At 73.6% G+C, this 23,575-nt stretch carries 24 protein-coding genes, 1 pseudogene and 1 riboswitch; of the genes and pseudogenes, 15 read left to right on the top strand and 10 right to left on the bottom strand.

From position 1 onward, the window contains the following. From ACFVXK_RS25930 to ACFVXK_RS25945, 4 genes are all read left to right on the top strand, one after another. Window positions 1–198 (top strand): ricin-type beta-trefoil lectin domain protein (locus tag ACFVXK_RS25930; RefSeq protein WP_389615542.1); only part of this gene is annotated, 198 nt, incomplete at its 5' end. Between the two features lie 172 nt (window positions 199–370). Next, the gene (locus tag ACFVXK_RS25935) at window positions 371–535 is read left to right on the top strand and encodes a hypothetical protein (protein WP_389615544.1); all 165 of its coding nucleotides are present in this window, start codon (window positions 371–373) and stop codon (window positions 533–535) included. Window positions 536–600: 65 nt separating this feature from the next. Continuing rightward, window positions 601–2,169 carry a molybdopterin-dependent oxidoreductase gene (locus ACFVXK_RS25940; protein WP_389615546.1) on the top strand — a complete coding sequence of 523 codons (1,569 nt, stop codon included), beginning with the start codon at window positions 601–603 and terminating at the stop codon, window positions 2,167–2,169. Window positions 2,170–2,254: 85 nt separating this feature from the next. Beyond that, window positions 2,255–3,340: an alpha/beta hydrolase gene (locus ACFVXK_RS25945; protein ID WP_389615548.1), complete on the top strand. Its 1,086-nt coding sequence runs from the start codon at window positions 2,255–2,257 to the stop codon at window positions 3,338–3,340. Between the two features lie 47 nt (window positions 3,341–3,387). On the opposite strand, the gene ACFVXK_RS25950 is transcribed toward ACFVXK_RS25945, so the two are convergent. Next, window positions 3,388–4,131: a class I SAM-dependent methyltransferase gene (locus ACFVXK_RS25950; RefSeq protein WP_389615550.1), complete on the bottom strand. Its 744-nt coding sequence runs from the start codon at window positions 4,129–4,131 to the stop codon at window positions 3,388–3,390. Window positions 4,132–4,403: 272 nt separating this feature from the next. On the opposite strand from ACFVXK_RS25950, the gene ACFVXK_RS25955 reads away from it, so the two are divergent. Then, the gene (locus ACFVXK_RS25955) at window positions 4,404–5,147 is read left to right on the top strand and encodes a TetR/AcrR family transcriptional regulator (RefSeq protein ID WP_389615552.1); all 744 of its coding nucleotides are present in this window, start codon (window positions 4,404–4,406) and stop codon (window positions 5,145–5,147) included. Window positions 5,148–5,154: 7 nt separating this feature from the next. Here the strand turns inward: ACFVXK_RS25955 and ACFVXK_RS25960 are convergent, their stop codons facing one another. The 8 genes from ACFVXK_RS25960 to ACFVXK_RS25995 all read right to left on the bottom strand — a co-directional run bounded on the left by ACFVXK_RS25960 (window position 5,155) and on the right by ACFVXK_RS25995 (window position 13,910). Then, complete coding sequence (locus ACFVXK_RS25960) at window positions 5,155–6,204, bottom strand: enoyl-CoA hydratase/isomerase family protein (RefSeq protein ID WP_389615554.1); 1,050 nt, start codon at window positions 6,202–6,204, stop codon at window positions 5,155–5,157. Between the two features lie 118 nt (window positions 6,205–6,322). Next, window positions 6,323–6,832, bottom strand: coding sequence for an ATP-binding protein (locus ACFVXK_RS25965; RefSeq protein ID WP_389615556.1), 510 nt, complete (start codon window positions 6,830–6,832; stop codon window positions 6,323–6,325). Window positions 6,833–6,872: 40 nt separating this feature from the next. Further along, window positions 6,873–7,220 (bottom strand): STAS domain-containing protein, encoded by a 348-nt coding sequence (locus ACFVXK_RS25970; RefSeq protein WP_389615558.1) that lies wholly within the window; start codon window positions 7,218–7,220, stop codon window positions 6,873–6,875. A 165-nt stretch (window positions 7,221–7,385) separates the two neighbouring features. Then, a complete protein-coding gene (locus ACFVXK_RS25975; RefSeq protein WP_389615560.1) occupies window positions 7,386–9,197 on the bottom strand; it encodes an ABC transporter ATP-binding protein in 1,812 nt (603 codons plus the stop codon). A 142-nt stretch (window positions 9,198–9,339) separates the two neighbouring features. Next, entirely contained in the window at window positions 9,340–11,175 is a 1,836-nt protein-coding gene (locus ACFVXK_RS25980) for a glycoside hydrolase family 15 protein (RefSeq protein WP_389615562.1), read from the bottom strand. Between the two features lie 95 nt (window positions 11,176–11,270). Further along, complete coding sequence (locus tag ACFVXK_RS25985) at window positions 11,271–11,948, bottom strand: response regulator (protein WP_389615564.1); 678 nt, start codon at window positions 11,946–11,948, stop codon at window positions 11,271–11,273. Between the two features lie 8 nt (window positions 11,949–11,956). Further along, window positions 11,957–13,276 (bottom strand): sensor histidine kinase, encoded by a 1,320-nt coding sequence (locus ACFVXK_RS25990; protein ID WP_389615566.1) that lies wholly within the window; start codon window positions 13,274–13,276, stop codon window positions 11,957–11,959. 40 nt (window positions 13,277–13,316) lie between these two features. Beyond that, a complete protein-coding gene (locus ACFVXK_RS25995) occupies window positions 13,317–13,910 on the bottom strand; it encodes a hypothetical protein (RefSeq protein ID WP_389615568.1) in 594 nt (197 codons plus the stop codon). Window positions 13,911–14,078: 168 nt separating this feature from the next. Here ACFVXK_RS25995 and ACFVXK_RS26000 point away from each other — a divergent pair, with 168 nt between their 5' ends. From ACFVXK_RS26000 to ACFVXK_RS26020, 5 genes are all read left to right on the top strand, one after another. Continuing rightward, window positions 14,079–14,513, top strand: a complete 435-nt coding sequence (locus ACFVXK_RS26000; protein WP_389615570.1) for a MarR family winged helix-turn-helix transcriptional regulator — start codon at window positions 14,079–14,081, stop codon at window positions 14,511–14,513. Window positions 14,514–14,604: 91 nt separating this feature from the next. After that, window positions 14,605–15,174, top strand: coding sequence for a hydrolase (locus ACFVXK_RS26005; RefSeq protein ID WP_389615572.1), 570 nt, complete (start codon window positions 14,605–14,607; stop codon window positions 15,172–15,174). 213 nt (window positions 15,175–15,387) lie between these two features. Further along, window positions 15,388–16,581, top strand: a complete 1,194-nt coding sequence (locus tag ACFVXK_RS26010) for a cytochrome P450 (protein ID WP_389615574.1) — start codon at window positions 15,388–15,390, stop codon at window positions 16,579–16,581. Beyond that, window positions 16,578–16,823, top strand: a complete 246-nt coding sequence (locus ACFVXK_RS26015; protein WP_389615576.1) for a ferredoxin — start codon at window positions 16,578–16,580, stop codon at window positions 16,821–16,823. Before ACFVXK_RS26010 ends, ACFVXK_RS26015 begins: the two co-directional genes overlap by 4 nt. Window positions 16,824–17,069: 246 nt before the next feature. After that, the gene (locus tag ACFVXK_RS26020) at window positions 17,070–17,288 is read left to right on the top strand and encodes a DUF6243 family protein (protein WP_389615578.1); all 219 of its coding nucleotides are present in this window, start codon (window positions 17,070–17,072) and stop codon (window positions 17,286–17,288) included. A 129-nt stretch (window positions 17,289–17,417) separates the two neighbouring features. Here ACFVXK_RS26020 and ACFVXK_RS26025 read toward each other — a convergent pair. Further along, a pseudogene (locus tag ACFVXK_RS26025) lies at window positions 17,418–17,531 on the bottom strand (3-hydroxybutyryl-CoA dehydrogenase); the annotation flags it as partial. Window positions 17,532–17,697: 166 nt separating this feature from the next. Next, window positions 17,698–17,883: riboswitch (cobalamin riboswitch) on the top strand. Window positions 17,884–18,074: 191 nt separating this feature from the next. Between ACFVXK_RS26025 and ACFVXK_RS26030 the strand changes: the two are divergent. The 5 genes from ACFVXK_RS26030 to ACFVXK_RS26050 are packed head-to-tail and all read left to right on the top strand — an operon-like array spanning window position 18,075 to window position 23,539. Continuing rightward, complete coding sequence (locus ACFVXK_RS26030; protein ID WP_389615580.1) at window positions 18,075–19,574, top strand: CoA-acylating methylmalonate-semialdehyde dehydrogenase; 1,500 nt, start codon at window positions 18,075–18,077, stop codon at window positions 19,572–19,574. Beyond that, complete coding sequence (locus ACFVXK_RS26035) at window positions 19,571–20,725, top strand: acyl-CoA dehydrogenase family protein (protein ID WP_389615582.1); 1,155 nt, start codon at window positions 19,571–19,573, stop codon at window positions 20,723–20,725. Before ACFVXK_RS26030 ends, ACFVXK_RS26035 begins: the two co-directional genes overlap by 4 nt. Further along, complete coding sequence (locus tag ACFVXK_RS26040; protein ID WP_389615584.1) at window positions 20,722–21,855, top strand: enoyl-CoA hydratase/isomerase family protein; 1,134 nt, start codon at window positions 20,722–20,724, stop codon at window positions 21,853–21,855. Before ACFVXK_RS26035 ends, ACFVXK_RS26040 begins: the two co-directional genes overlap by 4 nt. Next, on the top strand, window positions 21,852–22,766 hold the full coding sequence (mmsB, locus tag ACFVXK_RS26045; RefSeq protein ID WP_389615586.1) for a 3-hydroxyisobutyrate dehydrogenase: 915 nt from the start codon (window positions 21,852–21,854) through the stop codon (window positions 22,764–22,766). The genes ACFVXK_RS26040 and mmsB overlap by 4 nt, the downstream gene beginning before the upstream one ends. Beyond that, window positions 22,763–23,539, top strand: a complete 777-nt coding sequence (locus tag ACFVXK_RS26050; RefSeq protein ID WP_389615588.1) for an enoyl-CoA hydratase — start codon at window positions 22,763–22,765, stop codon at window positions 23,537–23,539. The genes mmsB and ACFVXK_RS26050 overlap by 4 nt, the downstream gene beginning before the upstream one ends. The last annotated feature ends 36 nt before the right edge of the window (window positions 23,540–23,575 follow it).

Consider the following 23,575-nt stretch of genomic DNA (forward strand, 5'->3'; position numbering starts at 1 on the left):
GGCTCGGACGGTCTGGTGGAACTGGCCGGCTGCGCGCCCGGCCGCCGGGCGGGGCAGAGCTGGCGCCACCGGCGGGACGGATCGCTGGTGGAGGAGGCCTCCGGCGCCTGCCTGACGGCCGGCGCGGCGGCCGAACGGCTGCGGCTGGCCGCCTGCGGCGACCACCGGGCGGACCAGGCGTGGTCCCTCCCGGCGTGACGACGGCGGGCCCCGCTTCACTCTTCCGGGGGAATCGGCTCGCGGGCGGCCCCGTCCGCTGCGGGCTCTGGGTTCACTGACCCGCAGCGGCAGAGGGGCGGCCGCCGGAACGATCCGGCGGCCGCCCCTTCCGGCGCCCACGGGCCACGAGAGCCGACAGGAGTGCACCGACATGTGCGAGAACGCCCAGGAGCGGCCCCGGGCCGCCGGCATCACCGACGGCGTGGTGGAACTCCGCAAACGCAGACCCGCCGCCCCGGCCCCGTACGCCGACCCGCCGGAGCCCGGCGCCCGCGGCGGGCCGGCCCCGGCCACCGGCCCCGCCCCGGAAGCCTGACCGCTCCGCGCGGCGGCCCGGCGGGGCTATGTTGGCGGGAGGGCCCCGACCGAGGGAGGTGCGCCATGGCACGCCCCGCACACCCCGGCGCGGCCGGAGCGGCCAGCGGCGTCGCCGCCGCCTTCGCCGGCCTGGCGGTCGGCGAGCTCGCGGCCGCCTTCGTACGCCCGGAGGCCTCCCCCCTCACCGCGGTCGGCGGGGCCGTCGTGGACCGTACGCCGGCCGCCGTCAAGGAATGGGCCGTCCGGACCTTCGGCACCTCCGACAAGCTGGTGCTGACCCTCGGCATCACCCTCGTCCTGGCCGTACTCGCCGCCGGCACCGGCGTCCTCGCCGTCCGGCACCCCCGCACCGGCTGCGCCCTCGCGGCGGCGGTCGGGGTGCTGGGGGCGGCGGCCGCGCTCAGCCGCCCCGAGGCCGGGTGGAAGGACGCCCTGCCCTCCCTGGCCGCCGCCGCGGCCGCCGCCATCGCCCTGTACCTGCTGGTGACGGTCCTCCGGCGGCCCCGTCCCGGGGCGGGCCGGACCGGCGGGACCTGGCCGATGGACCGGCGCGCCTTCGCCCGCCTCCTCACGGCCACCGTCGCCGCCTCGGCGGTCGCCGGATACGCCGGGCGCCGGCTCGGCGCCCACGGCTCGGCCGGGGCCACCGCCTCCCGGGCGGACCTGGTGCTGCCGCCCCCCGCCGAGCCCGCGCCGCCGGTGCCCGCCGGGGCGGACCTGCGCGTGCCGGGCGTCGGGCCGTTCCTCACTCCGGCCCCGGACTTCTACCGCGTGGACACCGCCCTCGTCGTACCCCGCGTCGACGCCCGCACCTGGCGGCTGACCCTGCACGGCGACGGCGTGTCCCGGCCCCTCACCCTCACGCTGGCGGACCTGCTGGCCCGGCCGCTGACCGAACACGACATCACCCTGTGCTGCGTGTCCAACGAGGTCGGCGGCCCGTACGTGGGCAACGCCCGCTGGCTCGGCGTCCGCCTGGCCGACCTGCTGCGCGAGGCCGGGGTGCGGCCGCCCTCCCGGGGCGGCCCCGCCGACCAGCTGGTGGCGCGCTCCGTGGACGGGATGACGATCGGCACCCCGGTCGAGACGGTGATGGACGGCCGGGACGCACTGCTCGCCGTCGGGATGAACGGCGGCCCGCTGCCCTTCGCGCACGGCTTCCCGGTCCGGATGGTCGTACCGGGCCTGTACGGGTACGTGTCCGCCTGCAAGTGGCTGACGGAGCTGCGGCTGACCACCTTCGCGGCGTACGACGCGTACTGGGTGCGCCGTTCCTGGGCCCAGCAGGCGCCCGTCAAGACGCAGTCCCGGATCGACACCCCGCGGGCCTTCGCGAAGCTCGCGCCGGGGCCGGTGGCCGTGGCCGGGGTGGCGTGGGCGCAGCACCGGGGCATCGCCCGGGTGGAGGTACGGGCCGACGGCGGCCCCTGGCACGAGGCCCGGCTCGGCGACGCGGACGGCACCGACACCTGGCGGCAGTGGGTGTGGCCGTGGGAGGCGGCGCCCGGCGAGCACACCCTGGAGGTCCGTGCGACCGACGGGCGGGGAGAGGTGCAGACGCAGGAGCGCCGCGACACCCTCCCCGACGGGGCGACGGGCTGGCATTCCGTCACGGTGAGCGTCCACGCGTAGCGGTTGCGGGCCCGTACATTGTGGTGGGATACCGGGCATCCCCGGTGGGATGACGACATGTGACCGTACGTCAGGAGCCGACGCCGTGGAGCTGACCAGCACGTCGTTCCTCGTCACGCTGATCGCCGTCACCGCGCTGGCCATGCTCCTGGCGCTGCTGCTGTGGAACCGGGTGCCGGGTCCGGGCGTGGTGCGCTGGGTGGCCCGGGTGCTGATGATCGGGGTGTGCCAGCTGACGGCCATCGGCGCGGTGGCCGCCTGGATCAACGACGGCTACGGGCTGTACGCCTCCTGGGACGACCTGCTGGGCACCGGCGAGGACGCCGGAGCCTCGGCGATGACCGGGCCCCCGCTCGGCCGGGCCCGCTTCACCCCGGGGGAGAACGGCACCCGGAGCACCTACTTCCGGGGCAGCCACTCGAAGCTCGCCGGCCAGGTGATCGTGTGGACGCCCCCCGGGTACGACGCCCCGGGCGCCCAGAAGACGCGGTTCCCGGTGGTGACGCTGCTGCACGGCTACCCGGGCACGCCCCGCTCCTGGATCGACCTGGGCTCGATGCCGGACGCGCTGGAGCAGCTCGTGCGGCTCGGGGCGGCGCAGCCGTTCATCCTCGTCATCCCGGAGCTGTACCCCGGTGGGGTGAACACCGACTGCAGCGACACCCCGCAGCGCAAGATCGCCACCTGGCTCGCGCAGGACGTCCCGGACCTGGTCCGCAAGAACTTCCGCACCCTGCCCGAGCCGAAGGGGTGGGGGCTGATGGGGGTGTCGACGGGGGCGTTCTGTGCGGTGAAGCTGCCGTTGCAGTACCCGAAGGTGTTCCGCGCGGGCGCGGCCCTGGACCCCGATCCGCTGACCGGGGACCCGGAGGTGCTGCCCGATCCGGTGCTGCGGGAGCACAACAGCCCGATGTGGCTGATCGGGCAGGCCAAGGGCGAGGACGTCGGGCTGTTCCTGGCCACCTCCGCCCAGGACCGGGACAGCCCGCCGAAGCAGCTGGCCGCCTTCACCCGGGCGGCGCAGGGCAGCGGGGTCCGGGTGAAGACGCTCGTCCGGCCGGCCGGGGGCCACAACTTCCAGACGTGGACCGGGATGTACCCCGACGCGCTGGGCTGGCTGAGCACGGAGCTCTCCCCGCCCTCGGGTCCGGTACCGCAGCCGCAGCCGTAGCCGTCAGGCCCGCGTCAGGCCCGCCGGCCCAGGAGGTGCTCCAGGGCCTACGGGTGTGCGGCGGGGCGGCGGAAGAGGGCGGTCCAGAGGAAGGCTTCGCCGAAGTGCGGGGACTCCTGCGGTTCGTCGCGCATCCGGCGGATCTCCCGCTCCTGGAGGTCGGAGAAGATCCAGCGCAGGGATTCGGGGGTGTAGGCGAGCCCGCCGCCGAGGCCGCCCTCGCGGTAGTGCGCGGCGTCGGGGAGTTCGGAGCCCATCGCGCCGGAGGCGAAGCAGGTGAGGCCGAGGTGGCCGCCGGGGGCGAGGAGGCGTTCGAGGAGGGTGAGGTAGCTGACGCGGCGGTGCGGCGGCAGGTGGTGGAAGCAGCCGGAGTCGTACACCAGGTCGTAGGGGCCGCCGAGTTCGCCGGCCGCGGCGAGGGCGAAGGCGTCGCCCTGGTGGAAGCGGATGTCGGCGCCCGCCTCCCGGGCACGGTCCCCGGCCCAGGCGAGGGCCGTCGGGGAGAGGTCCACGGCGTCCACCTCGAAGCCCAGGGAGGCGAGGTGGAGGGCGTTGCGGCCGGGGCCGCAGCCGAGGTCGAGGGCGCGGCCGGGGGTGATCAGGCCGCGTTCGAGGTGGGAGGCGAGGTTCTCGTCGGGCTTCGCGACGAAGAACGGCACCGGCTTGGAGCGGTCGGCGTAGAAGCCGTCCCACCAGTCCGCCCCGGCGGCCGTCCAGCGGTCCGCCCCCGGTGCGAACAGTCCGTCCAGCAGGCTCAGCACGTCGTCCACCGAGCGTATGTTCCGGTCCATGAACTCCCCTTTCCCCAGGGGCACATCGTATCGAGATCACCCGTGTCCGCGCAGGTCACAGGCCCTGCGCGGATCGCGCGTACGGCCGCACGCCCGACGCCGGCCGCGGTCGCGACCGCCCCCTCCCGCCCCCTCCCGTACGGACGCGGACACCCCCGTCCAGCCCCGCCGCGGGGCGTCTGCGGCGGGCGCCGGGGCACTTTTCCGAACCGACCCGCCATCCAGGTGTACGCACAGTGCGTACAGCGTGCGCAGCGCGGTAGGGTGGGGGCATGTCCTCTCCAGAGCAGCAGACTTCCGCCCCCGTCCCCTCCGTCTGGGCCCGGCCCCGCCGGCAGAAGGAGCAGCCCGCGCTCAGCCAGGAGCAGATCGTCGCGGCGGCCGTCCGGCTGCTGGACGCCGAAGGCATCGAGGCGCTGAGCATGCGCAAGCTGGGCACGGAAATGGGCACGGCCGCCACGTCCCTCTACCGGCACGTGGCCAACAAGGACGAGCTCATCGAACTGGTCGTGGACGAGGTCTACGGCGAGCTCGAACTCCCCGCCGTCACCGGCCCGGACGGATGGCGCGAGGCCCTGGCGCACAGCGGGCACAGCCTGCGCGCCATGGTCCTGCGCCACCCCTGGGTGGCGTCCGTCCTCGGCCAGGTGGGTCTCGCGCACCTGGGCCCCAACCTGATGCGCATGTCGGAGCGGATGCTGGCCATGGCGCTGGCGGCCGGGTTCCCGAAGACCGAGGCGGACCTGGCGATGAAGGCCGTCATGTCGTACGTGCTCGGCGCGGCCACCAGCGAGGCCTCCTACCTCTCCCTCCTCGCCCGCAGCGGCAAGAGCGAGAGCGAGTGGCTGGAGTCCCTGGTGCCCGCCTCCCAGCAGGCCCTGGAGGAGCATCCGCTGACGCAGGACCACGCCGCCGCCTGGCAGGGCAAGGACCCGGCGCGGCTGCGCGACGAGAACTTCGACTACGGACTCCAGCGGGTCCTCGACGGCCTGGCGACCCGGCTCGGCGGGAGCTGAACCCGCCTCAGGGGAAGGTCAGTTCGCGGCCCTCGCCGAGCGGCGCGAAGAACCGGTCCACCGCCGCCGCGCGGACCTGGACGAGGGCCGCCGGGGACCAGCGCGGCCGGCGGTCCTTGTCGATCACCTGGGCGCGGATGCCCTCGACGAGGTCGGGGCCGGACAGCGCGGCACTGGAGACCCGGTACTCCTGCTCCAGCACCTGTTCCAGCGAGTCCAGCCCGCGGGCCCGGCGCAGGGCGGCGAGGGTGACCTTCAGCGAGGTCGGGGACTTGGCGTGCAGGATCTGCGAGGCTTCGCGCGCGGCGGGCAGGCCCGTGGCCAGCAGCCGCCGGTGGATCTCCTCGACGGTGTCGGCGGCGTAGCAGTGGTCGATCCACTCCCGCTCGGCGGCGAGCGGGACCGCCGGGGCGGTGGCACCGTCGAACTTGCCCAGCACCTCGGCGACGGGGGCGAGGGTGAGCTCCCGGGTGAACTCCTCCAGCCAGTCTGACGGCAGGTAGTGGTCGGCGAGCCCGCACAGGACCGCGTCGCCCGGGCCGACCGCCGTACCGGTGAGGGCGAGGTGCGTGCCGAGTTCGCCGGGGGCGCGGGAGAGCAGGTAGGTGCCGCCGACGTCGGGGACGAAGCCGATGCCGGTCTCGGGCATGGCCACCCGGGAGCGTTCGGTGACGATCCGGACGCCGCCGTGGGCCGACAGGCCGACCCCGCCGCCCATGACGATCCCGTCCATGAGGGCCACGTACGGCTTGGGGTAGCGGGCGATGCGGGCGTTCAGCCGGTACTCGTCGCGCCAGAAGGCGAGCGAGTCGGTGGTGCCCGCCTTCGCGTCGGCGTGGATGGCGCGGATGTCGCCCCCCGCGCAGAGGCCCCGTTCACCGGCCCCGCGGAGGAGCACCTGCCGGACGGCGGGGTCGTGTTCCCAGGCGCTCAGCGCCTCCGCGATCCTCAGCACCATGGGACGGGTGAGGGCGTTGAGGGCCTCGGGACGGTTGAGGGTGATCAGGCCCGTACAGCCCTCGGTGCCGATCTGAACGGTCTCGTCTTCGGTCTTCACAGGCGTCAGTATGTCGGCTCCGCGGCCCTCTGAAGATCCTTTCTGACGATCTTGTCATGTCTGAACGGCTTCGGCCCGAACGTCACCCCGAACGTCACCCGGGACGGCACCCGGGACGTCACCCCGGACGTTCTGCGGCGAGCCCCGCCCGGGCCCGCGCCCCGGGCGGGCAGCGGATGTCGGGCGGGCAGGGCACCTCCAGCCAGACGCATTTGCCGACCGCTCCCGGGCGCCAGCCCCAGGCCCGGGCCAGGCGGTCCACGATGAGCAGCCCGTACCCGCCCGGCCACCCGGCGGCGCCCCGGCGTCCGGATCCGGGACCCGCGCCGGACCCGGACGGGACGGGGGGCGCCGGGTCGGTGTCCGTGACCTCGATCCGGAGCCGGTCGTCCGTGCAGTCGAGTACCAGGGCCCCGGGCCCGCCCCCGTGCCGGCAGGCGTTGGCCACCACCTCCGAGACCAGCAGCAGGGCGTCCTCCGCCGCCTGCCGGCCCTCCGGCGTCGCCGCGGGCAGCCAGTGCCAGGCGGTCAGGGCCCGTCGGGTGAAGTCGCGGGCGTGCGAGACCGGGTCCGGGAGCCCGTCGAGGACCAGGAGCCAGCTCCGGTTGACCGAGCCCGCCTGTCCCATGGCCCTCCTCCCCCTCTCCTCGGTCGCCGCCGGCCGGGTCTCAGCCCAGCGCCTGCGTCACGTCTTCGTGGACGGGGAAGACCGCGTCCGCCCCGGTGATGCGGAACATCCGGGCGACCGGGCCGCCGAGTCCGGCCAGCTCCAGGGAACCGCCCGCCTCCTCGATGGCGATCCGCCCGTGCAGCAGGGCGTTCAGCCCGGTGGAGTCGCAGAACCGGAGCCCGGACATGTCCACCACCAGCCGGCCGCCCCTGACGGCGGCCGCCGTCAGGGCCTGCCGGAGGGGCTCGGCCGTGTCGTGGTCCAGCTCGCCGCCGAGCGTGAGGAGGACCGCGCCGTCCACCGTCCGGACCGCGACGCTGAACCGTTCGTCTTCCGTTCCCGGCATCACCATCCGGCATCACCCTTCCCGCGCGCTTCCCTGCACCTGCCCCGGCACCGGCACACTATGCATGCATACCCCGTCCGGCGCCGGTCCGCCGTGACCGGCCAGGCCGCGGCGAGGGGGCGGACCGCTCCGTCTCGCCCGAACGGACGCAGCCACCCCCACCCGCTAGCGCAGGTCCGCCCGTGCGGGGGTGTCGTCGAGGAAGCCGCCCGACTGGTGCTGCCAGAGCCTGGCGTAGGCCCCTTCGGCGGCCAGCAGCTGCTGGTGCGTGCCCTGCTCCACGATGCGGCCGCGGTCGAGGACGACGAGGCGGTCCATCGTGGCGACCGTGCTCAGCCGGTGCGCCACCACCAGCGCGGTCCGGCCCTCCATGAGCCGCCACAGGGCGTCCTGGACGAGGAGCTCGCTCTCGGAGTCCAGGGCGCTGGTCGCCTCGTCCAGCAGCAGGACCGGCGCGTCGCGCAGGATGGCCCGGGCGAGGGCGACCCGCTGGCGCTGCCCGCCGGAGAGCTTGACGCCGCGCTCCCCCACCATGGTGTCGAAGCCGTCCGGGAGGGCGTCGGCGAACTCGGTGACGTGCGCCGCCTCGGCCGCGCGGCGGATCTCGGCGTCGGTGGCGTCCGGCCGGGCGAAGGCGATGTTCTCGCGCAGGGTGCGGTGGAACATGGCCGGGTCCTGCGGCACGTAGCCGATCAGGCCGCGCAGGTCGCGCTGGGAGAGCCGGCTGATGTCCTGGCCGCCGATCCGGATCCGCCCGGCGTCGATGTCCGTCATCCGCAGCAGCAGCCGGGTGAGGGTGGTCTTGCCGCCGCCGGACCGGCCGACGAGGCCGATCTTCGAGCCTCCGGAGACGGCCAGGTCCAGGCCGTCGAAGAGCGGCTCGGTGCCACCCGCGTGGGTGAAGCGCACCCCTTCGAAGGACACGTCGGCGGCCTGCCGCCGCAGCGGCTCCGGGCACACCGGGTCGAGCACCTTCGGCGGGGTCAGCAGCAGTTCGGTGAACTGCGCGGCCTCCGTCATCGAGCTCTCCAGCCGGCGGTAGATCTGGTTGAACTCGAACATGATGCGGGTGGCGTTGCCGTAGTAGGTGAAGGCGACGACGACCGCCTCCACCCCGTGGCCGCTGCCGGCGAGCGCGACGGCGAGGAACAGCCCCAGCGCGTTGGTCAGCACGGACATGGGCGCGACGATGGTGTCGATGCGCAGGTTGCCGTAGTCCCAGGAGCGCAGCATGAGTCGGCGCGACTCCGCGACCCGGGAGCGGTGTTCGGCGGCCTCGCGCTCCTCGGCTGCGAACGCCCGCACCGTGTCCATGTTCATCAGGCTGTCGGCGACGTGCCCCGAGACCCGGGCGATCGCCTCCTCCCGGAGGTCGACCAGCGCCTGTCGGCGGCGGATCAGGGGGGCCACGCCCACGGCGGTCACGACGATCATCACCAGGAGCCCGACGACGAGCAGCGGATCGTAGCGCCAGAGCACCACCGACCCGAAGACGAGCGGGACCAGCCGCCCCACGACGTTGAAGGTGAGCGCGTCGACGAACTCCTCGAAGCGGGAGGCGAAGCTCAGGACCCGCTTGGTCAGCGAGCCGGCGAAGTTGTCGTGGAAGAACGCGGCGTCCTTGGCGAAGAGTTCGTCCAGGCCGATGACGTACAGGCGCTCGACGCCCAGGGCGTCGACCCGGTTGAGGCAGTGCAGTCCCAGGCGCCACATCCCCTCGGAGAGGAGGAGGACGACGGCGAATCCCACGACGTAGGGGAGCATGTCACCCGTTCGGGTGGCGGCGCCCTCCGAGATCCGCCCGACGAGTTTGGCGACGACCAGCGGCGCCACGTAGTTGATGCCGATGTTGCCCAGTGCCGGGAGCAGCATCGCGGGGGCGGTCCAGCGTTTGAGCCGGGCCAGCTCCCGGCCGTAGTAGCGGAGTGCGAGGAACACCGAGCCCCTGCTCGGCGAACTCTTGGACGATTCTGGCATTCCCGTACCAACCCTGCTGTGTCGGACCGTCAGAGAAGGTTCCGCAGTGTTCCGCAAGGGCACCCGTACGGTCCATCCGTTTTTCGACCGGTACGGGCATCACGCACTGTAGGGGAACGGGTGCGTTCTGCGACAGGGCGCCTCAGGCGCGTCCCGCGCGGTCCAGCTCCTCGTCCAGGGAGAGCGCCGCGGCGATGAGTGCGAGGTGGGTGAACGCCTGGGGGAAGTTGCCCAGTTGCTCGCCGGTCGGTCCGATCTCCTCGGCGAACAGGCCGACGTGGTTGGCGTAGGTGAGCATCTTGTCGAAGGCGTACCGGGCCGCCTGGAGGCGGCCGGCGCGGGCCAGGGCGCCCACGTAGAGGAAGGTGCACAGGGAGAACGTGCCCTCGTCGCCGCTGAGTCCGTCCGGTGACTCCTGCGGGTCGTAGCGGTGCACCAGACTGTCGGAGACCAGCCCGGCCTCGATCGCGTCGAGGGTCGACAGCCAGCGCCGGTCCTTCGGGGAGACGAAGCCGACCGTGGGCATCAGCAGCAGGGCGGCGTCCAGCACCTCGCCGTCGAAGTGCTGGACGAAGGCGCCGCGGCGCTCGCTCCAGCCCCGCTCCATGATCTGGTGGAAGACGGCGTCCCGTGCGGCGGTCCAGGCGGCCACGTCGGCGGGGCGGGCCAGTTCCGCGGCGAGCCGGATGCCCCGGTCGAAGGCCGACCAGCACATCAGCCGGCTGTAGGTGAAGTCCCGGCGGCCGCCGCGGGTCTCCCAGATGCCCTCGTCGGGACGGTCCCAGGAGCGGGCGAGCCAGTCGAGGAGGTCGCTCAGGTTCCGCCAGCCGTCGTACCCGGCCAGCTGGGCCAGGTCCGCGGCGTGGCTGAGGGCGAACACGGCCTCGCCGTAGATGTCGAGCTGGAGCTGCCCGGCCGCCCCGTTGCCGAGCCGTACGGGTGCGGATCCCCGGTACCCCTCCAGGTGCCCGAGCACCTGCTCCTCGAGGCTCGGGTCGCCGTCGACCCGGTACATGATCTGCAGCGGCTCGCCGGTCACCGTCCCGCCCTTGTGGACGCGGGCCCCCAGCCAGCGCCGGAACGCCTCGGCCTCGTCCTCGAGCCCCAGGTCGAGCAGGGCCTTGACCGACAGCGAGGCGTCCCGCACCCAGGTGTAGCGGTAGTCCCAGTTCCGCTCCCCGCCGATCCGTTCGGGCAGGCCCATGGTGACGGCGGCCACGGGGGCGCCGGTGGGTGCGTACGTCATCAGCTTGAGGGTGATCGCCGAGCGGTTGACCATCTGCTGCCAGCGGCCCCGGTAGCGGCTGCGGCTCAGCCAGCGGTGCCAGTGGTCGTAGGTGGACCGGAACGCCCGGCGCAGCTCCGCCTCGGTCATCGGCTCGGGCGGCCCGGCGGCGGGGTCGTGGCAGACCGTCAGCACGGCCGCCGCGAGCCCGCCCTGCCCCAGCTCCGCCTCGCCCTGCACGCCGGTCCCGTCCTGCCACATCCGCGCCGGACCGCTGAGCTGGAGGAACGCCGAGACCTCGGGTCCGCCGAACCGTGCCGTGTCCGCCTCCACCGCCAGGCGGTGCCCGGCGCGCCCGTAGTCGAAGGCGGGCCGGCAGTCGATGCGGAACCGGACGGTGCCGCGGGTGACGCGCATGATGCGGATGATCCGGTGCCGGTCGTCGGGCGCCTCGGCCTCCCCCAGGGGCATGAAGTCGACGACCTCGCCGACCCCCTCGCCGGTCATGAACCGGGTGACGAGGACTGCGGTGTCGGCCAGGTACAGCTGCCGGGTGACGGGGTCCCGCGCCTCGGCCGCGATGGCGAAGTGTCCGCCGCGGTCGTGGTCGAGGAGGGAGGCGAACAGGCTGGGCGAGTCGAAGCGCGGGGCGCAGAACCAGTCGAGGACGCCTTCGGAGGAGACCAGCGCGGCCGTGCGCAGGTCCCCGATCAGCCCGTGGTCCCCGATCGGCGGATATCGGCGTCGGCGCATGGCGCTCCCTCCACGGGCGGGCCCGGCCGGCCCTCCTCCCACGCTACGGTCACGGCCGCCGCCGGGCACGCCGTGCGGCGCCCGGCGCCGACGGCTCAGTCGGCTTCGCCGGCCTTGACCAGCCCGCTCTCGTACGCGAACACGATCGCCTGGGCCCGGTCGCGGGCCGAGATCTTGTCGAGGATCCGGCTCACATGGGTCTTCACCGTCTGCTCGGCCAGGAACAGCTCCCCCGCGATCTCGGCGTTCGACCGGCCCCGGGCGACCTGGACGAGGACCTCGGTCTCGCGCGGGGTCAGCCCGTGCAGCCGGCCCTCGGCGGGCCGGGCCGGGGGGCGGCTGCGGACGAAGCCCTCGATCAGGCGCCGGGTGACCCGGGGCGAGAGCAGCGCCTCCCCTGCCGCGACGACCCGTACGGCCTGGATCAGGTCGGCGGGCGGGGCGTCCTTGAGCAGGAAGCCGCTGGCCCCGGCGGCCAGCGCGTCGTACACGTAGTCGTCGATGTCGAAGGTGGTCAGCATCAGGACCCGGGGGCGGTGCCCCGTCCCCGGCGGCGGGGCCATCAGGCGGCGCGTGGCCTCCAGGCCGTCCAGGACCGGCATCCGGACGTCCATGAGGACGACGTCGGGCCGGTGCGCGGCGCAGAGCTCGATGCCCTCCCGGCCGTCGCCCGCCTCGCCCACCACCTCGATGTCGGGCTGTGCGTTCAACAGGGCGCCGAAACCCGCACGGATCATGGCCTGGTCGTCGACGATGAGCACTCTGATGGTCACGGCGTTCCTCAGGAAGTCGGGGTCGGGGTCGGGGTCGGGGCCGGGGGCACGGGCAGGGGGGCGGGTACGGGCAGGACCGCGGCGACCCGGAAGCCGCCCCCGGTGAGGGGCTCGGCGGTGAACTCGCCGTCGAGCATGGCGACCCGCTCCCGCATGCCGACCAGGCCGTGGCCGCCGGCCCGCCGCTCGACGGGTTCCGCGGCCCGGCGCCCCTGCGGCGGCGGCTCGTTGACGACACCGATGTGCAGTGCGGCTCCGCCCTGCCGGACCCGGATGTCCGCCCGGGCGCCGGGCGCGTGGCGCACCACGTTGCTCAACGCCTCCTGGACCAGGCGGTAGGCGGACAGCCCGACCGCCGCGGGCAGCTCGCCGATCCGGCCGTCCAGGTCCAGCCGGACGTCGACCCCGGCGCGGCGCGTGGTCTCCACGAGGGCGGGCAGGTCCCGCAGGCCCGGCTGCGGGGTGTTCTCGCCGTCCGGGGACTCCTCGTTGCGCAGGACGTGCAGCAGGCGGCGCATCTCCGCCAGTGAGCGGCGTGCTTCGGCGGCTATCGCCCCGAACTCCTCGGCGGCGCCGGGGGAGACGTCGGCCACGCGGTAGGGGGCGCTGTCGGCCTGCACGGTGATCACGGACATGTGGTGGGCCACCACGTCGTGGAGTTCGCGGGCTATGCGGGCCCGCTCCTCCAGGAGGGAGGCCCTGGCCTCCTCGGCGGCGCCGCGCTCCTCGGCCAGGGCGAGGCGGGCCTGGACGTCGCCGCGGCCGCGGACCGCATTCACGGTAATGGCGGCCACCGCGAGGATGACGGTCAGCGGCAGCAGTGCGAACCAGCCTCCGTGCCGCGGGACCAGCGCGGCCAGCACGGCTCCGGCGGCCAGCACCTCCAGCCACATGGCCAGGATCGCGCGGCGGGAGGCCCGCAGCCCGACCACGGTGAGCGTCACCGTGAGGGCGAGCACGGAGGTCACGGCCCAGGGCCAGGGCTCCGCCGGGGAGGAGGGCCGGGTCAGGGCGGCGACCGCCACCGTCACGACGAGCTGGGTGCACCAGGCCGTGCGGGGGCGGCTGAGGGCCAGGACGACCGGGACGACGCGGGCGACGGTCAGGGCCATGGCCGGGCCGTAGCCCAGGCGGTAGTGCTGGGCGAGGTCCAGGGTTCCGGCGAAGTAGAGCGTCACCGCCAGGAGCCAGACCACCGCGGTCAGGGTCCGCCGTCCGCGCGGGCCGCCCGGGAAGGGGATCGACGGCCGTGCCAGGTCGCCCCACACGGCGGCGCCCAAGTCGGCGGCGAGGGCCCGGAGTCGGCGTTCCGGAAAGCTGATCTTCATCGCGATCATCGTACGGCGACGGCGGGGATCCGGACCGGGGTCACAGCTGATGCGTCCAGGCGATGACCAGCATGACGCCGGCCACGAACGAGGCCACGACGCCCAGCACCGGCCATATGCCGACCCGGCGGCCCCACATACCGCCCGCCAGCCGGGTGTGCAGCCGGTCCAGCAGCCACAGGACGCCCAGCCCGACGGCCGCGGACAGCAGGCCGACCCCGAAGTGCGCCAGCCAGGCCCCGGCCAGGGACGGTCCGCCCCACGCGGTGGTGTAGGGACCGGCCTGGACCACCGGGTACAGCATCCCGCGCAGCACGAAGAGGACTTGTACCCCGAGCGGTATCAACGTCAGGAGGCCCAGCGGGAGACAGAGCAGCGAGTGCGCCAGCAGCCGGGCGCTCCCGGGCCCCTCGCGGCCGGCCGGCGCGGCCGGCCCCTGCCCGGCGGAACGGGCCCACCAGCGCCGCGCCACGTCGGCCCGGCCGGCCGCCACCGCGCCCGCGGTCCCCAGCAGGACCGGCAGGAGCAGGGCGGCGTGCCCGACGCGGCGCACGAACTCCGTCCGCAGGAGCCCCGGCCGGGCCTGCGCGGCGTCGGTGGCGGCGGTGGTGCGGCGCGGCGCGATGACAGCCATGGTCTCTTTCCCCACTCTCGGGCCGGCCCCTCTGCCGACACCTCGAATCTAGGTTCCGGCCCTCGTAGACCGCGTCCCTCCGCAGCGCCAAACGACCCCCTACCCGGGTAGGGGGTCATCAGTAAGTCAACCTTGGTAGTTTGACTGTTTGACCGTTATGCTCCGGCCATGGGCGACGACCGGGAACTGCTGGAGACGGCCGAGGAACTGCAACTGGCCGTGAGCCTGCTGGTGCGGCGGATGCGCGCGACCTCCGCGTCCGGGGAGGTCACCCTGTCGCAGACGTCCGTGCTCAAGCGCCTGGAGCGGGAAGGGCCGATGACCGCCACCGACCTGGCCAGGGCAGAGCGGATCCGCCCCCAGTCGGTCATCGCCACCGTCGACGCCCTGCAGGCCGGCGGGTACGTGGAGCGCGCCGCGGACCCCACCGACGGGCGCCGCCGGTACATCGCCCTGACCGCCCGCGGGCGCGGCTTCCTGCACGACCGCAAGGCCGCGGGTCACGGGCGGCTCGCCGAGCTGATGGCCGAACGCCTCACCGGACCCGAACGGCGGACCGTCGCCGAAGCGGCCGCCCTGCTGCGGCGGCTGGCCGAGGACTGATCCCCCGCGTCACCGGCGCCACGGCGAGGCCGCCCCGCACCCCACGCCCCGGCGGACCGCCGCCGGGAGCCGAACCACCGAGGAGCCACCCATGTCCGACCTCAGCCTCGACCGCACCACCGCCCTGGTCCTGATCGACCTCCAGCAGGGCATCCTGGCCCTGCCCACCGCCACCCCCGCCGACCGGATCCTGGCGCAGGGGATCCGGCTCGCCGAGGCCTTCCGCGCCCGCCGGCTCCCGGTCGTACTGGTCAGGGTGGCCTGGTCCCCCGACGGCGGTGACCTGCCCCGCGGCCGCGCCGAACGTCCCGGGCCCACCGCCGCCCCGCCGGCCGAGTTCTCCGTGTTCCCGCCCGGGCTCGTCGGCGACGGCGACATCGTGGTCACCAAGCGCCACTGGGGCGCGTTCACCGGCACCGAGCTCGACCTGCAACTGCGGCGCCGCGGGGTCACGGGGATCGTGCTGGGCGGCATCTCGACCAGCATCGGAGTGGAATCCACCGCCCGCTCGGCCTGGGAGCACAGCTACGAGCTGACCTTCGCCGAGGACGCCACCACCGACACCGACGCCGATTCCCACGCCCACACCTTCGGCAAGATCTTCCCCCGCCTCGGCCGGATCGGGACCACGGACGAGATCATCACCGCCCTCGACGCCTGACCGGCCGACCGACCGACCGGCTGACCGACCCGCCCGCCCATTGCCTTCACCACCATCCATTGCAACGCACCGTTGCATTCGACGACAGGGCCATTGCATCAATTTACCGCCATTCACCTGCACATATGCATGCAATCCGTTGACTGCATGATGAATGCAACGTAGCTTTCGAGGGACAGAAAACGCGTCATATCGCGAGATGAGGAAAGCGTCATGAGCGAGTCCCCGCACACGGTCGAGGCGATGCCGACGGAACGCCGGTCCGGGTGCCCCTTCGACCCGCCGGCCGAGCTGAGCGAGGCCCAGCGGCACGGTCCCATCAGCCGCTTCACCCACGTCGGCGGGAAGCCCGGCTGGCTGATCACCGGGTACGACCTGGTGCGGTCGGTGCTGGCGGACCCCCGCTTCAGCTCGCGCAAGGAGCTGATGAACATCGTCGACTTCGAGCTCCCCGCGGCCCCGCCCGGCGAGTTCCTCCTGATGGACGAGCCGCAGCACGGCCGCTACCGCAAGCCCCTGGTGGGGAAGTTCACCGTGCGGCGGATGCGGATGCTGACCGAGCGCATCGGGCAGATCACCGCCGAGTGCCTGGACGCCATGGAGGCGGCGGGTCCCTCGGCCGACCTGGTGACCGCGTTCGCCAAGCCCATCCCCACCATCGTGATCTGCGAGATCCTCGGCGTGCCCTACGAGGACCGCGCCTCCTTCCAGGAGCAGATCGACGCGTTCATGGGCGGGGAGGTCGGCGACGAGGAGCTGATCGCCGCCTACACCGCCACCCAGGAGTACCTCGCGCGCCTGGTGGCGGCGAAGCGGGCCCACCCCACCGACGACGTGCTGAGCGAGCTCACCGACAGCGATCTGACGGACGAGGAGCTCAAGGGGATCAGCCTCATCCTGCTGGCGGCCGGCTTCGACACCACCGCGAACATGCTCTCCCTCGGCACGTTCGCCCTGCTGAGCAACCCGGAGCAGCTGGCCGCCCTGCGCGCCGACCCCTCGCTCACCGACGGGGCGGTGGAGGAGCTGCTGCGCTACCTGAGCGTCGCCAAGACCTTCCACCGCACGGCGCTGGAGGACGTCGAGGTGGGCGGCCACACCATCGAGGCCGGCACGACGGTCGTGCTGTCGTTCAACACCGCCAACCGCGACCCCGCCCGCTTCACCGACCCGGACGCGCTCGACATCCGGCGCCCGTACGACGGCCACCTGGCCTTCAGCCACGGCATCCACCAGTGCCTGGGCCAGCAACTGGCCCGCGTCGAGATGCGGGTGGCGTTCCGCGCGCTGCTGGACCGCTTCCCGACGCTGCGCCTGGCCGTACCGGCCGACGAGGTCCGGCTGCGCCCGGAGACCGCCGACATCTACGGCGTCAAGAGCCTGCCGGTCACCTGGGACCCGCGGTGAACCCGGCCCGCCTGGACGTCGACCGCGCACGCTGCATCGGCGCCGGGATGTGCGCCATGACCGCCCCCGGCGTGTTCGACCAGGATCCCGACGACGGCCTGGTGGTCCTGCTGCGGACCGCACCGGACGCCGCCCTGCTCGCGGCCGCGCGGATGGCCGCCGGGGTGTGTCCGTCGGGGGCCATCACCGTCACCGGACCGGAGTCCGGGGACGGCGCCGCGGCCCGGCCGCAGTCGGGCTGAGGGCGCCGGACCGGGCCGCCGTTCCCGGCGCGACGGCTACGCCGTGCCGGCGGGAGCCCTGCCGCGGGAACCCGGTCCGGTGGCCGCGGGGCCCGCGAAACCGGGTAACGTCGTTGTCATGTTCTTCCAGACACCGATTTTCGAGTGAGGGCCTGACGGGCCCCTGCTGACGCCCTTCCACGTCGCCGCGCCCGTCCCCCCACCGATGAATCCACAGATCACTGCACATCACCACCGGGAGAACCCGTGACCGACAGCAAGAACATCAACAACCCCGTGGGCCAGGGCGGCGGCCAGCGCAAGAGGCAGTCCCGCGCCGAACGGCAGAACAACGGTCCGCACCGCAACCTGGACCGCCAGGGCGCCGCCGACCGCAAGGCGGAGCTGGTGCGGAAGATGCGTGAGAAGGCGGCCGCCGCCGACGCCGCCACCGACCAGGCGGGCGAGGCCCCCGCCCAGAGCTGACGCACCACCGCCGCACGGCATCCCGGCCAGGCACCCGGCCGCTCCACCGGGTCCCTCGGCAGTCCCGGTCGTAGGGGTGGAACCCCCGGCCGATCTTGCGGCCCAGCAGGCCCGCCTGCACCCTCCGCAGACGAATCCCGCCCGGTCCTGGGAGCGGATGACCGTCTTGCCCAGGGTGTCGCAGGCGGACGCCTCCACCGTCTCGCGGCTGGTGTGGCGCGACGAGACAACCTCCACCAGCGGCGGCAAGACCTTCCGCCTGAGCTGCCCCCAGCGGGCGGTCCCGCCGCTGGGCCGCGCCCTTGCGGTGGACGAGAACGGCAGCGCCTTCGGACCGACCAGGACTGAGCGATCTGCGCACACGTCGGCTCCAGGCCCGCCCGAGCGTCGGCTCTGGACTTACTAGGACGTCCAACTATATGTTCGTGGCACAAGGTCCGCGGTGCAGGGAAGCCGGTGAGAAACCGGCACGGTCCCGCCACTGTGACCGGGGAGTGTGCTGCCATCCACACGCCACTGACGAGGTCTGTCGGGAAGGCGGGCGGCGCGCGGGGATCCGGGAGTCAGGATACCGGCCGCGGATGTTCCGTGTTGTCCACGAGGATGGAGCAGACACGCATGGCACCGGTTTGTACCCACGACCCTGGTGATCCGGCGGAGCGCGCACACACCGATTTCGCGCGCTCGTAGTTCTCACGGCTTTCCCCCGCGGCGCACCCCCACCCGGGTGCGGTCCGTCGGCGTGCCGTGCCATCCCCGGATCCAACCTGACGAGAGCAGGCACCCATGGTCCGTGAACTCACCCATTTCATCGGCGGGAAGCACACCACCGGAACCTCCGGCCTCTTCGCCGACGTGTACGACCCCAACACCGGCACCGTCCAGGCCCGGGTCCCGCTCGCGGGACGAGCCGACACCGAGGCGGCGATCGCCAACGCCGAAGAGGCGCAGGCGGAATGGGGGCAGTGGAACCCGCAGCGCCGGGCCCGCGTGCTGCTGCGCTTCCTCCAGCTCGTCGAAGGCGAGCGCGACAGCCTCGCGCGGCTGCTGTCCGCCGAGCACGGCAAGACCGTCGCCGACGCCCACGGCGACCTGCAACGCGGCCTGGAGGTAGTCGAGTTCGCCGCAGGCATCCCCCACCTTCTCAAGGGGGAGTTCACCGACAACGCCGGCACCGGCATCGACGTGCACTCCCTGCGCAGCCCCCTCGGCGTCGTCGCCGGCATCACCCCGTTCAACTTCCCCGCCATGATCCCGCTGTGGCAAGCCGCACCCGCTCTGGCCTGCGGGAACGCGTTCATCCTCAAGCCGTCCGAGCGCGATCCCTCCGTACCGCTGCGCCTCGCGGAGCTGTTCCTGGAAGCCGGCTTGCCGCCGGGCGTCCTCAACGTGGTCAACGGCGGCAAGGAAGCCGTCGACACCCTCCTCGAGGACCCCCGCGTCCAGGCCCTGGGCTTCGTCGGCTCCACGCCGATCGCCGCGCACATCTACGCCACCGCCGCCGCGCACGGCAAGCGCGCCCAGTGCTTCGGCGGGGCCAAGAACCACATGATCGTGATGCCGGACGCCGACCTCGACCAGGCCGTCGACGCCCTGATCGGCGCCGGCTACGGCTCGGCGGGCGAACGCTGCATGGCGATCTCCGTGGCCGTCCCCGTGGGCGAGGAGACCGCCGACCGGCTGGTGGCGGCGCTCAAGGACCGGATCGCGACCCTGAAGATCGGGCGCTCGGACGACCCCGACGCCGACTTCGGTCCCCTGGTCAGCCGCGACGCCCTCGACCGGGTGCGCCGCTATGTCGACATCGGCGTCAACGAGGGCGCCGAACTCGTCGTCGACGGGCGCGGGTTCACCCTGGACGGGCACGAGAACGGCTATTTCGCGGGAGCCTCGCTCTTCGACCGGGTCTCCCCGCAGATGCGCATCCACCGCGAGGAGATCTTCGGCCCCGTCCTGTCGGTGGTCCGCGCCGCCGACTTCGAGGAGGCGCTGCGCCTGCCGAGCGAGCACCCCTTCGGCAACGGCGTCGCGATCTTCACCCGGGACGGGGACACCGCCCGCGAGTTCACCCGCCGGGTCAACACCGGCATGGTCGGCGTCAACGTCCCGATCCCGGTGCCGGTCGCGTACCACACGTTCGGCGGCTGGAAGAAGTCCGGCTTCGGCGACCTCAACCAGCACGGGCCGGACTCGATCCGCTTCTACACCCGTACCAAGACCGTCACCTCGCGCTGGCCCTCCGGGGTCAAGGAGGGCGCGAGCTTCACCATCCCGACGATGGGGTGAGCGCCGTGACCACCACCCTCACCGAGGACCAGCTCGCCCTCGCCGAGGTCACCCTCGACTTCGCCCAGGAGCAGTTGGCCCCGCATGCCGTGGCCTGGGACCAGGACAAGCACTTCCCCGTCGACGTCATCCGCCGGGCCGCCGCGCTCGGGCTCGGCGGGGTCTACGTCCGCGAGGAGCACGGCGGTTCGGGACTGTCACGCGCCGACGGCGTCCTCGTCTTCGAGAGCCTCGCCACCGGCTGCCCCTCCATCGCCGCCTACCTCTCCATCCACAACATGGTCGGCTGGATGATCGACCGCTACGGCGACGCCGCCCAGCGCGCCCGCTGGCTGCCCGGCCTCTGCTCCGCCGCGACCCTGGGCAGCTACTGCCTCACCGAACCGGGCGCCGGCTCCGACGCCGCCGCCCTGCGCACCCGCGCCGAACGGCAGGGCGACCACTACGTCCTGACCGGCGTCAAGCAGTTCATCTCCGGCGCCGGAGCGGCCGGCGTCTACGTCGTCATGGCAAGGACCGGCGAGCCGGGACCCGCCGGGATCTCCGCCTTCGTCGTCGAACGCGACGACCCGGGCGTCTCGTTCGGCCCCAACGAACGGAAGATGGGCTGGAACGCCCAGCCCACCCGCCAGGTGGTCCTCGACGGCGTCCGCGTCCCCGCCGACCGGCGCCTCGGCTCCGAGGGCGACGGCTTCCGCATCGCCATGAACGGCCTCAACGGCGGCCGCCTCGGCATCGCCGCCTGCTCACTGGGCGGCGCGCAGAGCGCCCTGGACCGCAGCCTGTCCTACCTCGCCACCCGCGAGGCCTTCGGCAGCCGTCTCCTGGACGCCCAGGCGCTCCAGTTCCGGCTCGCCGACATGGCCACCGAACTGGCCGCCGCCCGGGCCCTGGTCCGGCAGGCCGCCGAGGCCCTGGACAGCGGGGATCCACTGGCCCCGCGCCTGTGCGCGATGGCCAAGCGGTTCGCCACCGACACCGGCTACGCAGTCGCCGACGCCGCCCTGCAACTGCACGGCGGCTACGGCTACCTGAGCGAGTACGGCATCGAGAAGATCGTCCGCGACCTGCGGGTCCACCAGATCCTGGAAGGCACCAACGAAGTCATGCGCGTCATCGTCGCGCGCGGACTGACGGAGACCCTGCGATGACCAACCGAACCGAACCGGGCCACGCCCCGGCCCACTCCCCGGCCCACTCCCCGGCCCACGCCGAAGACCACGTCCTCCTCCGCACCGAGGGCCACGCCGGATACGTCACCCTCAACCGCCCCGAAGCGCTGAACGCCCTGAGCCACCCCATGGTGCTCCGCATCGAGCAGGCCCTCGCGACCTGGGCGCACGACCCCGCCATCGAGCTCGTCGTCATCGAAGGCGCCGGCGAGCGCGGCCTGTGCGCGGGCGGGGACATCCGCGCCATCCACGAGGACGCCCGCACCGGCGGCACCGCCTCGGCGGACTTCTGGCGCGACGAGTACCGGCTCAACGCCCTGATCGCCCGCTACCCCAAGCCGTACGTCGCCCTCATGGACGGCATCGTCATGGGCGGCGGCGTCGGCGTCTCCGCCCACGGCAGCGTCCGCATCGTCACCGAACGGTCCAAGGTCGCCATGCCGGAGACCGGCATCGGCTTCGTCCCCGACGTCGGCGGTACGTACCTCCTCGCCCTGGCCCCGGGGGAACTCGGCACCCACCTGGCCCTGACCGGGGCGCCCGTCGGCGCGGCCGACGCGCTGCTGTGCGGGCTCGCCGACCACTTCGTCCCCTCGGCCGCCCTGCCCGCGCTCGCCCGCGAACTGGCCTCGGACTCCGTGCACTCCGTACTCGAACGCCACGTGGGACGGCCGCCGTCCGGCGATCTGAGCACCTCGCGCGAGTGGATCGACCACTGCTACGCCGCCGACAGCGCCGAGGAGATCGTCGCGCGCCTGCGGTCCTCGGACGTACCCGCCGCGAAGGCCGCCGCGGACACCCTGCTGTCCAAGTCCCCCACGGCCGTCAAGGTCACCCTGGCCGCGCTGCGCCGGGCCCGGCAGCTCGGGCCCCTGGAACGCGTCCTGGAACAGGAGTACCGCGTCTCCTGCGCGGCGCTCTCCTCCCCCGACCTGGTCGAGGGCATCCGCGCCCAGGTCGTCGACAAGGACCGCAACCCGCGCTGGTCCCCCGCCACGCTGGAAGAGGTCGGCCCCGGCGCCGTGGACCGGTACTTCGCCCCGCTCGACGCGCACGAACTCCGGCTCCTACGCGTCGGGACCGCTTCGTCGCAGGAGGTCGTCTGGTGAGCAGCACCGTCGCGTTCATCGGGCTCGGCCACATGGGCGGCCCCATGGCGGCCAACCTCGTCAGGGCCGGACACCGCGTCCTCGGCTTCGACCTCGTCCCCGGCCTGCTGGCCGCCGCAGGCAGCGGCGGTGTCGAGCCCGCCGCCTCCGCCGCCGAAGCGGCCGCGGAGGCCGACGTGGTCATCACCATGCTGCCGGCCGGCCGCCACGTCCTGGCCCTCTACCGAGAGCAGGGCCTGCTGGCCGCGGCCCGGCCCGGCACCCTGTTCATCGACTGCTCCACCATCGACGTCGCCGACGCCCGTACCGCCCACGAGGCCGCGGTCGCCGCGGGTCACCGGGCGCTGGACGCGCCGGTGTCCGGCGGGGTCGTGGGAGCCGAGGCGGCCACGCTCACCTTCATGGCCGGCGGCGGGGCCGAGGAGTTCGCCGCCGCCGAGCCGCTGCTCGACGCCATGGGCAGGAAGGCCGTCCACTGCGGCGCCGCCGGTGCCGGACAGGCCGCGAAGATCTGCAACAACATGATCCTCGCCGTCTCCATGATCGGCGTCAGCGAGGCCTTCGTCCTCGCCGAGAGCCTCGGCCTCGACCACCAGGCCCTCTACGACGTCGCCTCCACCGCGTCCGGCCAGTGCTGGGCCCTCACCACCAACTGCCCGGTCCCGGGCCCGGTCCCGACGAGCCCGGCCAACCGCGACTACCGCCCCGGCTTCGCCGCGCCCCTCATGGCCAAGGACCTCGGTCTCGCCGCCAACGCGCTGCGCGCCGGCGGCGTGGACGCGCCGCTGGGCCTCAAGGCCGCCGAACTGTACGCCGCGTTCGCCGAGGGCGAGGGCGCCGCACTCGACTTCTCGGCCATCGTCCGCACCCTCCGACCTGCCGCCCCGCACCAGAACGGAACCACCGCATGACCGCCTACGAGACCATCCTCCTCGAACGCAAGGGCCGCGTCGCCGTCCTCACCCTCAACCGCCCCGAAGCACTCAACGCCCTCAACCTCCAGGTCATGACGGAGGTGGTGGCGGCCGCGGAGGCACTGGACCGGGACCCGGACGTCGGCTGCATCGTCCTCACCGGCTCCCCGAAGGCGTTCGCCGCCGGCGCCGACATCAAGGAGATGCGCCCGCGGTCCTACATGGACATGTACCTCACCGACTGGTTCACCGCCTGGGACCGCCTCGGCCAGGTCCGCACCCCGACCCTCGCCGCCGTCTCCGGATACGCGCTCGGCGGCGGCTGCGAACTGGCCATGCTCTGCGACGTCCTCCTCGCCGCCGACACCGCGAAGTTCGGCCAGCCCGAGATCAAGCTCGGCGTCATCCCCGGCATCGGCGGCTCCCAACGCCTCACCCGCGCCGTCGGCAAGGCCAAGGCCATGGAACTGTGCCTGACCGGCCGCACCATGGACGCCGCCGAGGCCGAACGCGCCGGCCTGGTCTCCCGGATCGTCCCCGCCGACGAGCTGCTCGCCGAGGCCCTCGCCGTGGCCACGACCGTCGCCGAGATGTCCAAGCCGGTCGCGATGATGGCCAAGGAGGCGGTCAACCGCGCCTTCGAGACCACCCTCGCCGAAGGCGTCCGCTTCGAACGCCGCCTCTTCCACGCGGTGTTCGCCACCGCCGACCAGAAGGAGGGCATGACCGCCTTCGTCGACAAGCGCCCACCGCACTTCACCCACGGCTGAGCACACCGGGTGGTGGCGGTGCCGGGCACCCGAGGG

The organism is Streptomyces sp. NPDC058157, assembly GCF_042884105.1.
Classification (GTDB): domain Bacteria; phylum Actinomycetota; class Actinomycetes; order Streptomycetales; family Streptomycetaceae; genus Streptomyces.

Coding starts and splice junctions, on each gene's coding strand:
- ACFVXK_RS26000 (WP_389615570.1), top strand. CDS start 14,079: ATGGGCGACGACCGGGAACTGCTGGAGACGGCCGAGGAACTGCAACTG.
- ACFVXK_RS26010 (WP_389615574.1), top strand. CDS start 15,388: ATGAGCGAGTCCCCGCACACGGTCGAGGCGATGCCGACGGAACGCCGG.
- ACFVXK_RS26040 (WP_389615584.1), top strand. CDS start 20,722: ATGACCAACCGAACCGAACCGGGCCACGCCCCGGCCCACTCCCCGGCC.
- ACFVXK_RS25970 (WP_389615558.1), bottom strand. CDS start 7,220: ATGCCGGGAACGGAAGACGAACGGTTCAGCGTCGCGGTCCGGACGGTG.
- ACFVXK_RS25975 (WP_389615560.1), bottom strand. CDS start 9,197: ATGCCAGAATCGTCCAAGAGTTCGCCGAGCAGGGGCTCGGTGTTCCTC.
- ACFVXK_RS25955 (WP_389615552.1), top strand. CDS start 4,404: ATGTCCTCTCCAGAGCAGCAGACTTCCGCCCCCGTCCCCTCCGTCTGG.
- ACFVXK_RS26005 (WP_389615572.1), top strand. CDS start 14,605: ATGTCCGACCTCAGCCTCGACCGCACCACCGCCCTGGTCCTGATCGAC.
- ACFVXK_RS25965 (WP_389615556.1), bottom strand. CDS start 6,832: ATGGGACAGGCGGGCTCGGTCAACCGGAGCTGGCTCCTGGTCCTCGAC.
- ACFVXK_RS25990 (WP_389615566.1), bottom strand. CDS start 13,276: ATGAAGATCAGCTTTCCGGAACGCCGACTCCGGGCCCTCGCCGCCGAC.
- ACFVXK_RS25995 (WP_389615568.1), bottom strand. CDS start 13,910: ATGGCTGTCATCGCGCCGCGCCGCACCACCGCCGCCACCGACGCCGCG.
- ACFVXK_RS25980 (WP_389615562.1), bottom strand. CDS start 11,175: ATGCGCCGACGCCGATATCCGCCGATCGGGGACCACGGGCTGATCGGG.
- ACFVXK_RS25935 (WP_389615544.1), top strand. CDS start 371: ATGTGCGAGAACGCCCAGGAGCGGCCCCGGGCCGCCGGCATCACCGAC.
- ACFVXK_RS26050 (WP_389615588.1), top strand. CDS start 22,763: ATGACCGCCTACGAGACCATCCTCCTCGAACGCAAGGGCCGCGTCGCC.
- ACFVXK_RS25950 (WP_389615550.1), bottom strand. CDS start 4,131: ATGGACCGGAACATACGCTCGGTGGACGACGTGCTGAGCCTGCTGGAC.
- ACFVXK_RS25940 (WP_389615546.1), top strand. CDS start 601: ATGGCACGCCCCGCACACCCCGGCGCGGCCGGAGCGGCCAGCGGCGTC.
- ACFVXK_RS26030 (WP_389615580.1), top strand. CDS start 18,075: ATGGTCCGTGAACTCACCCATTTCATCGGCGGGAAGCACACCACCGGA.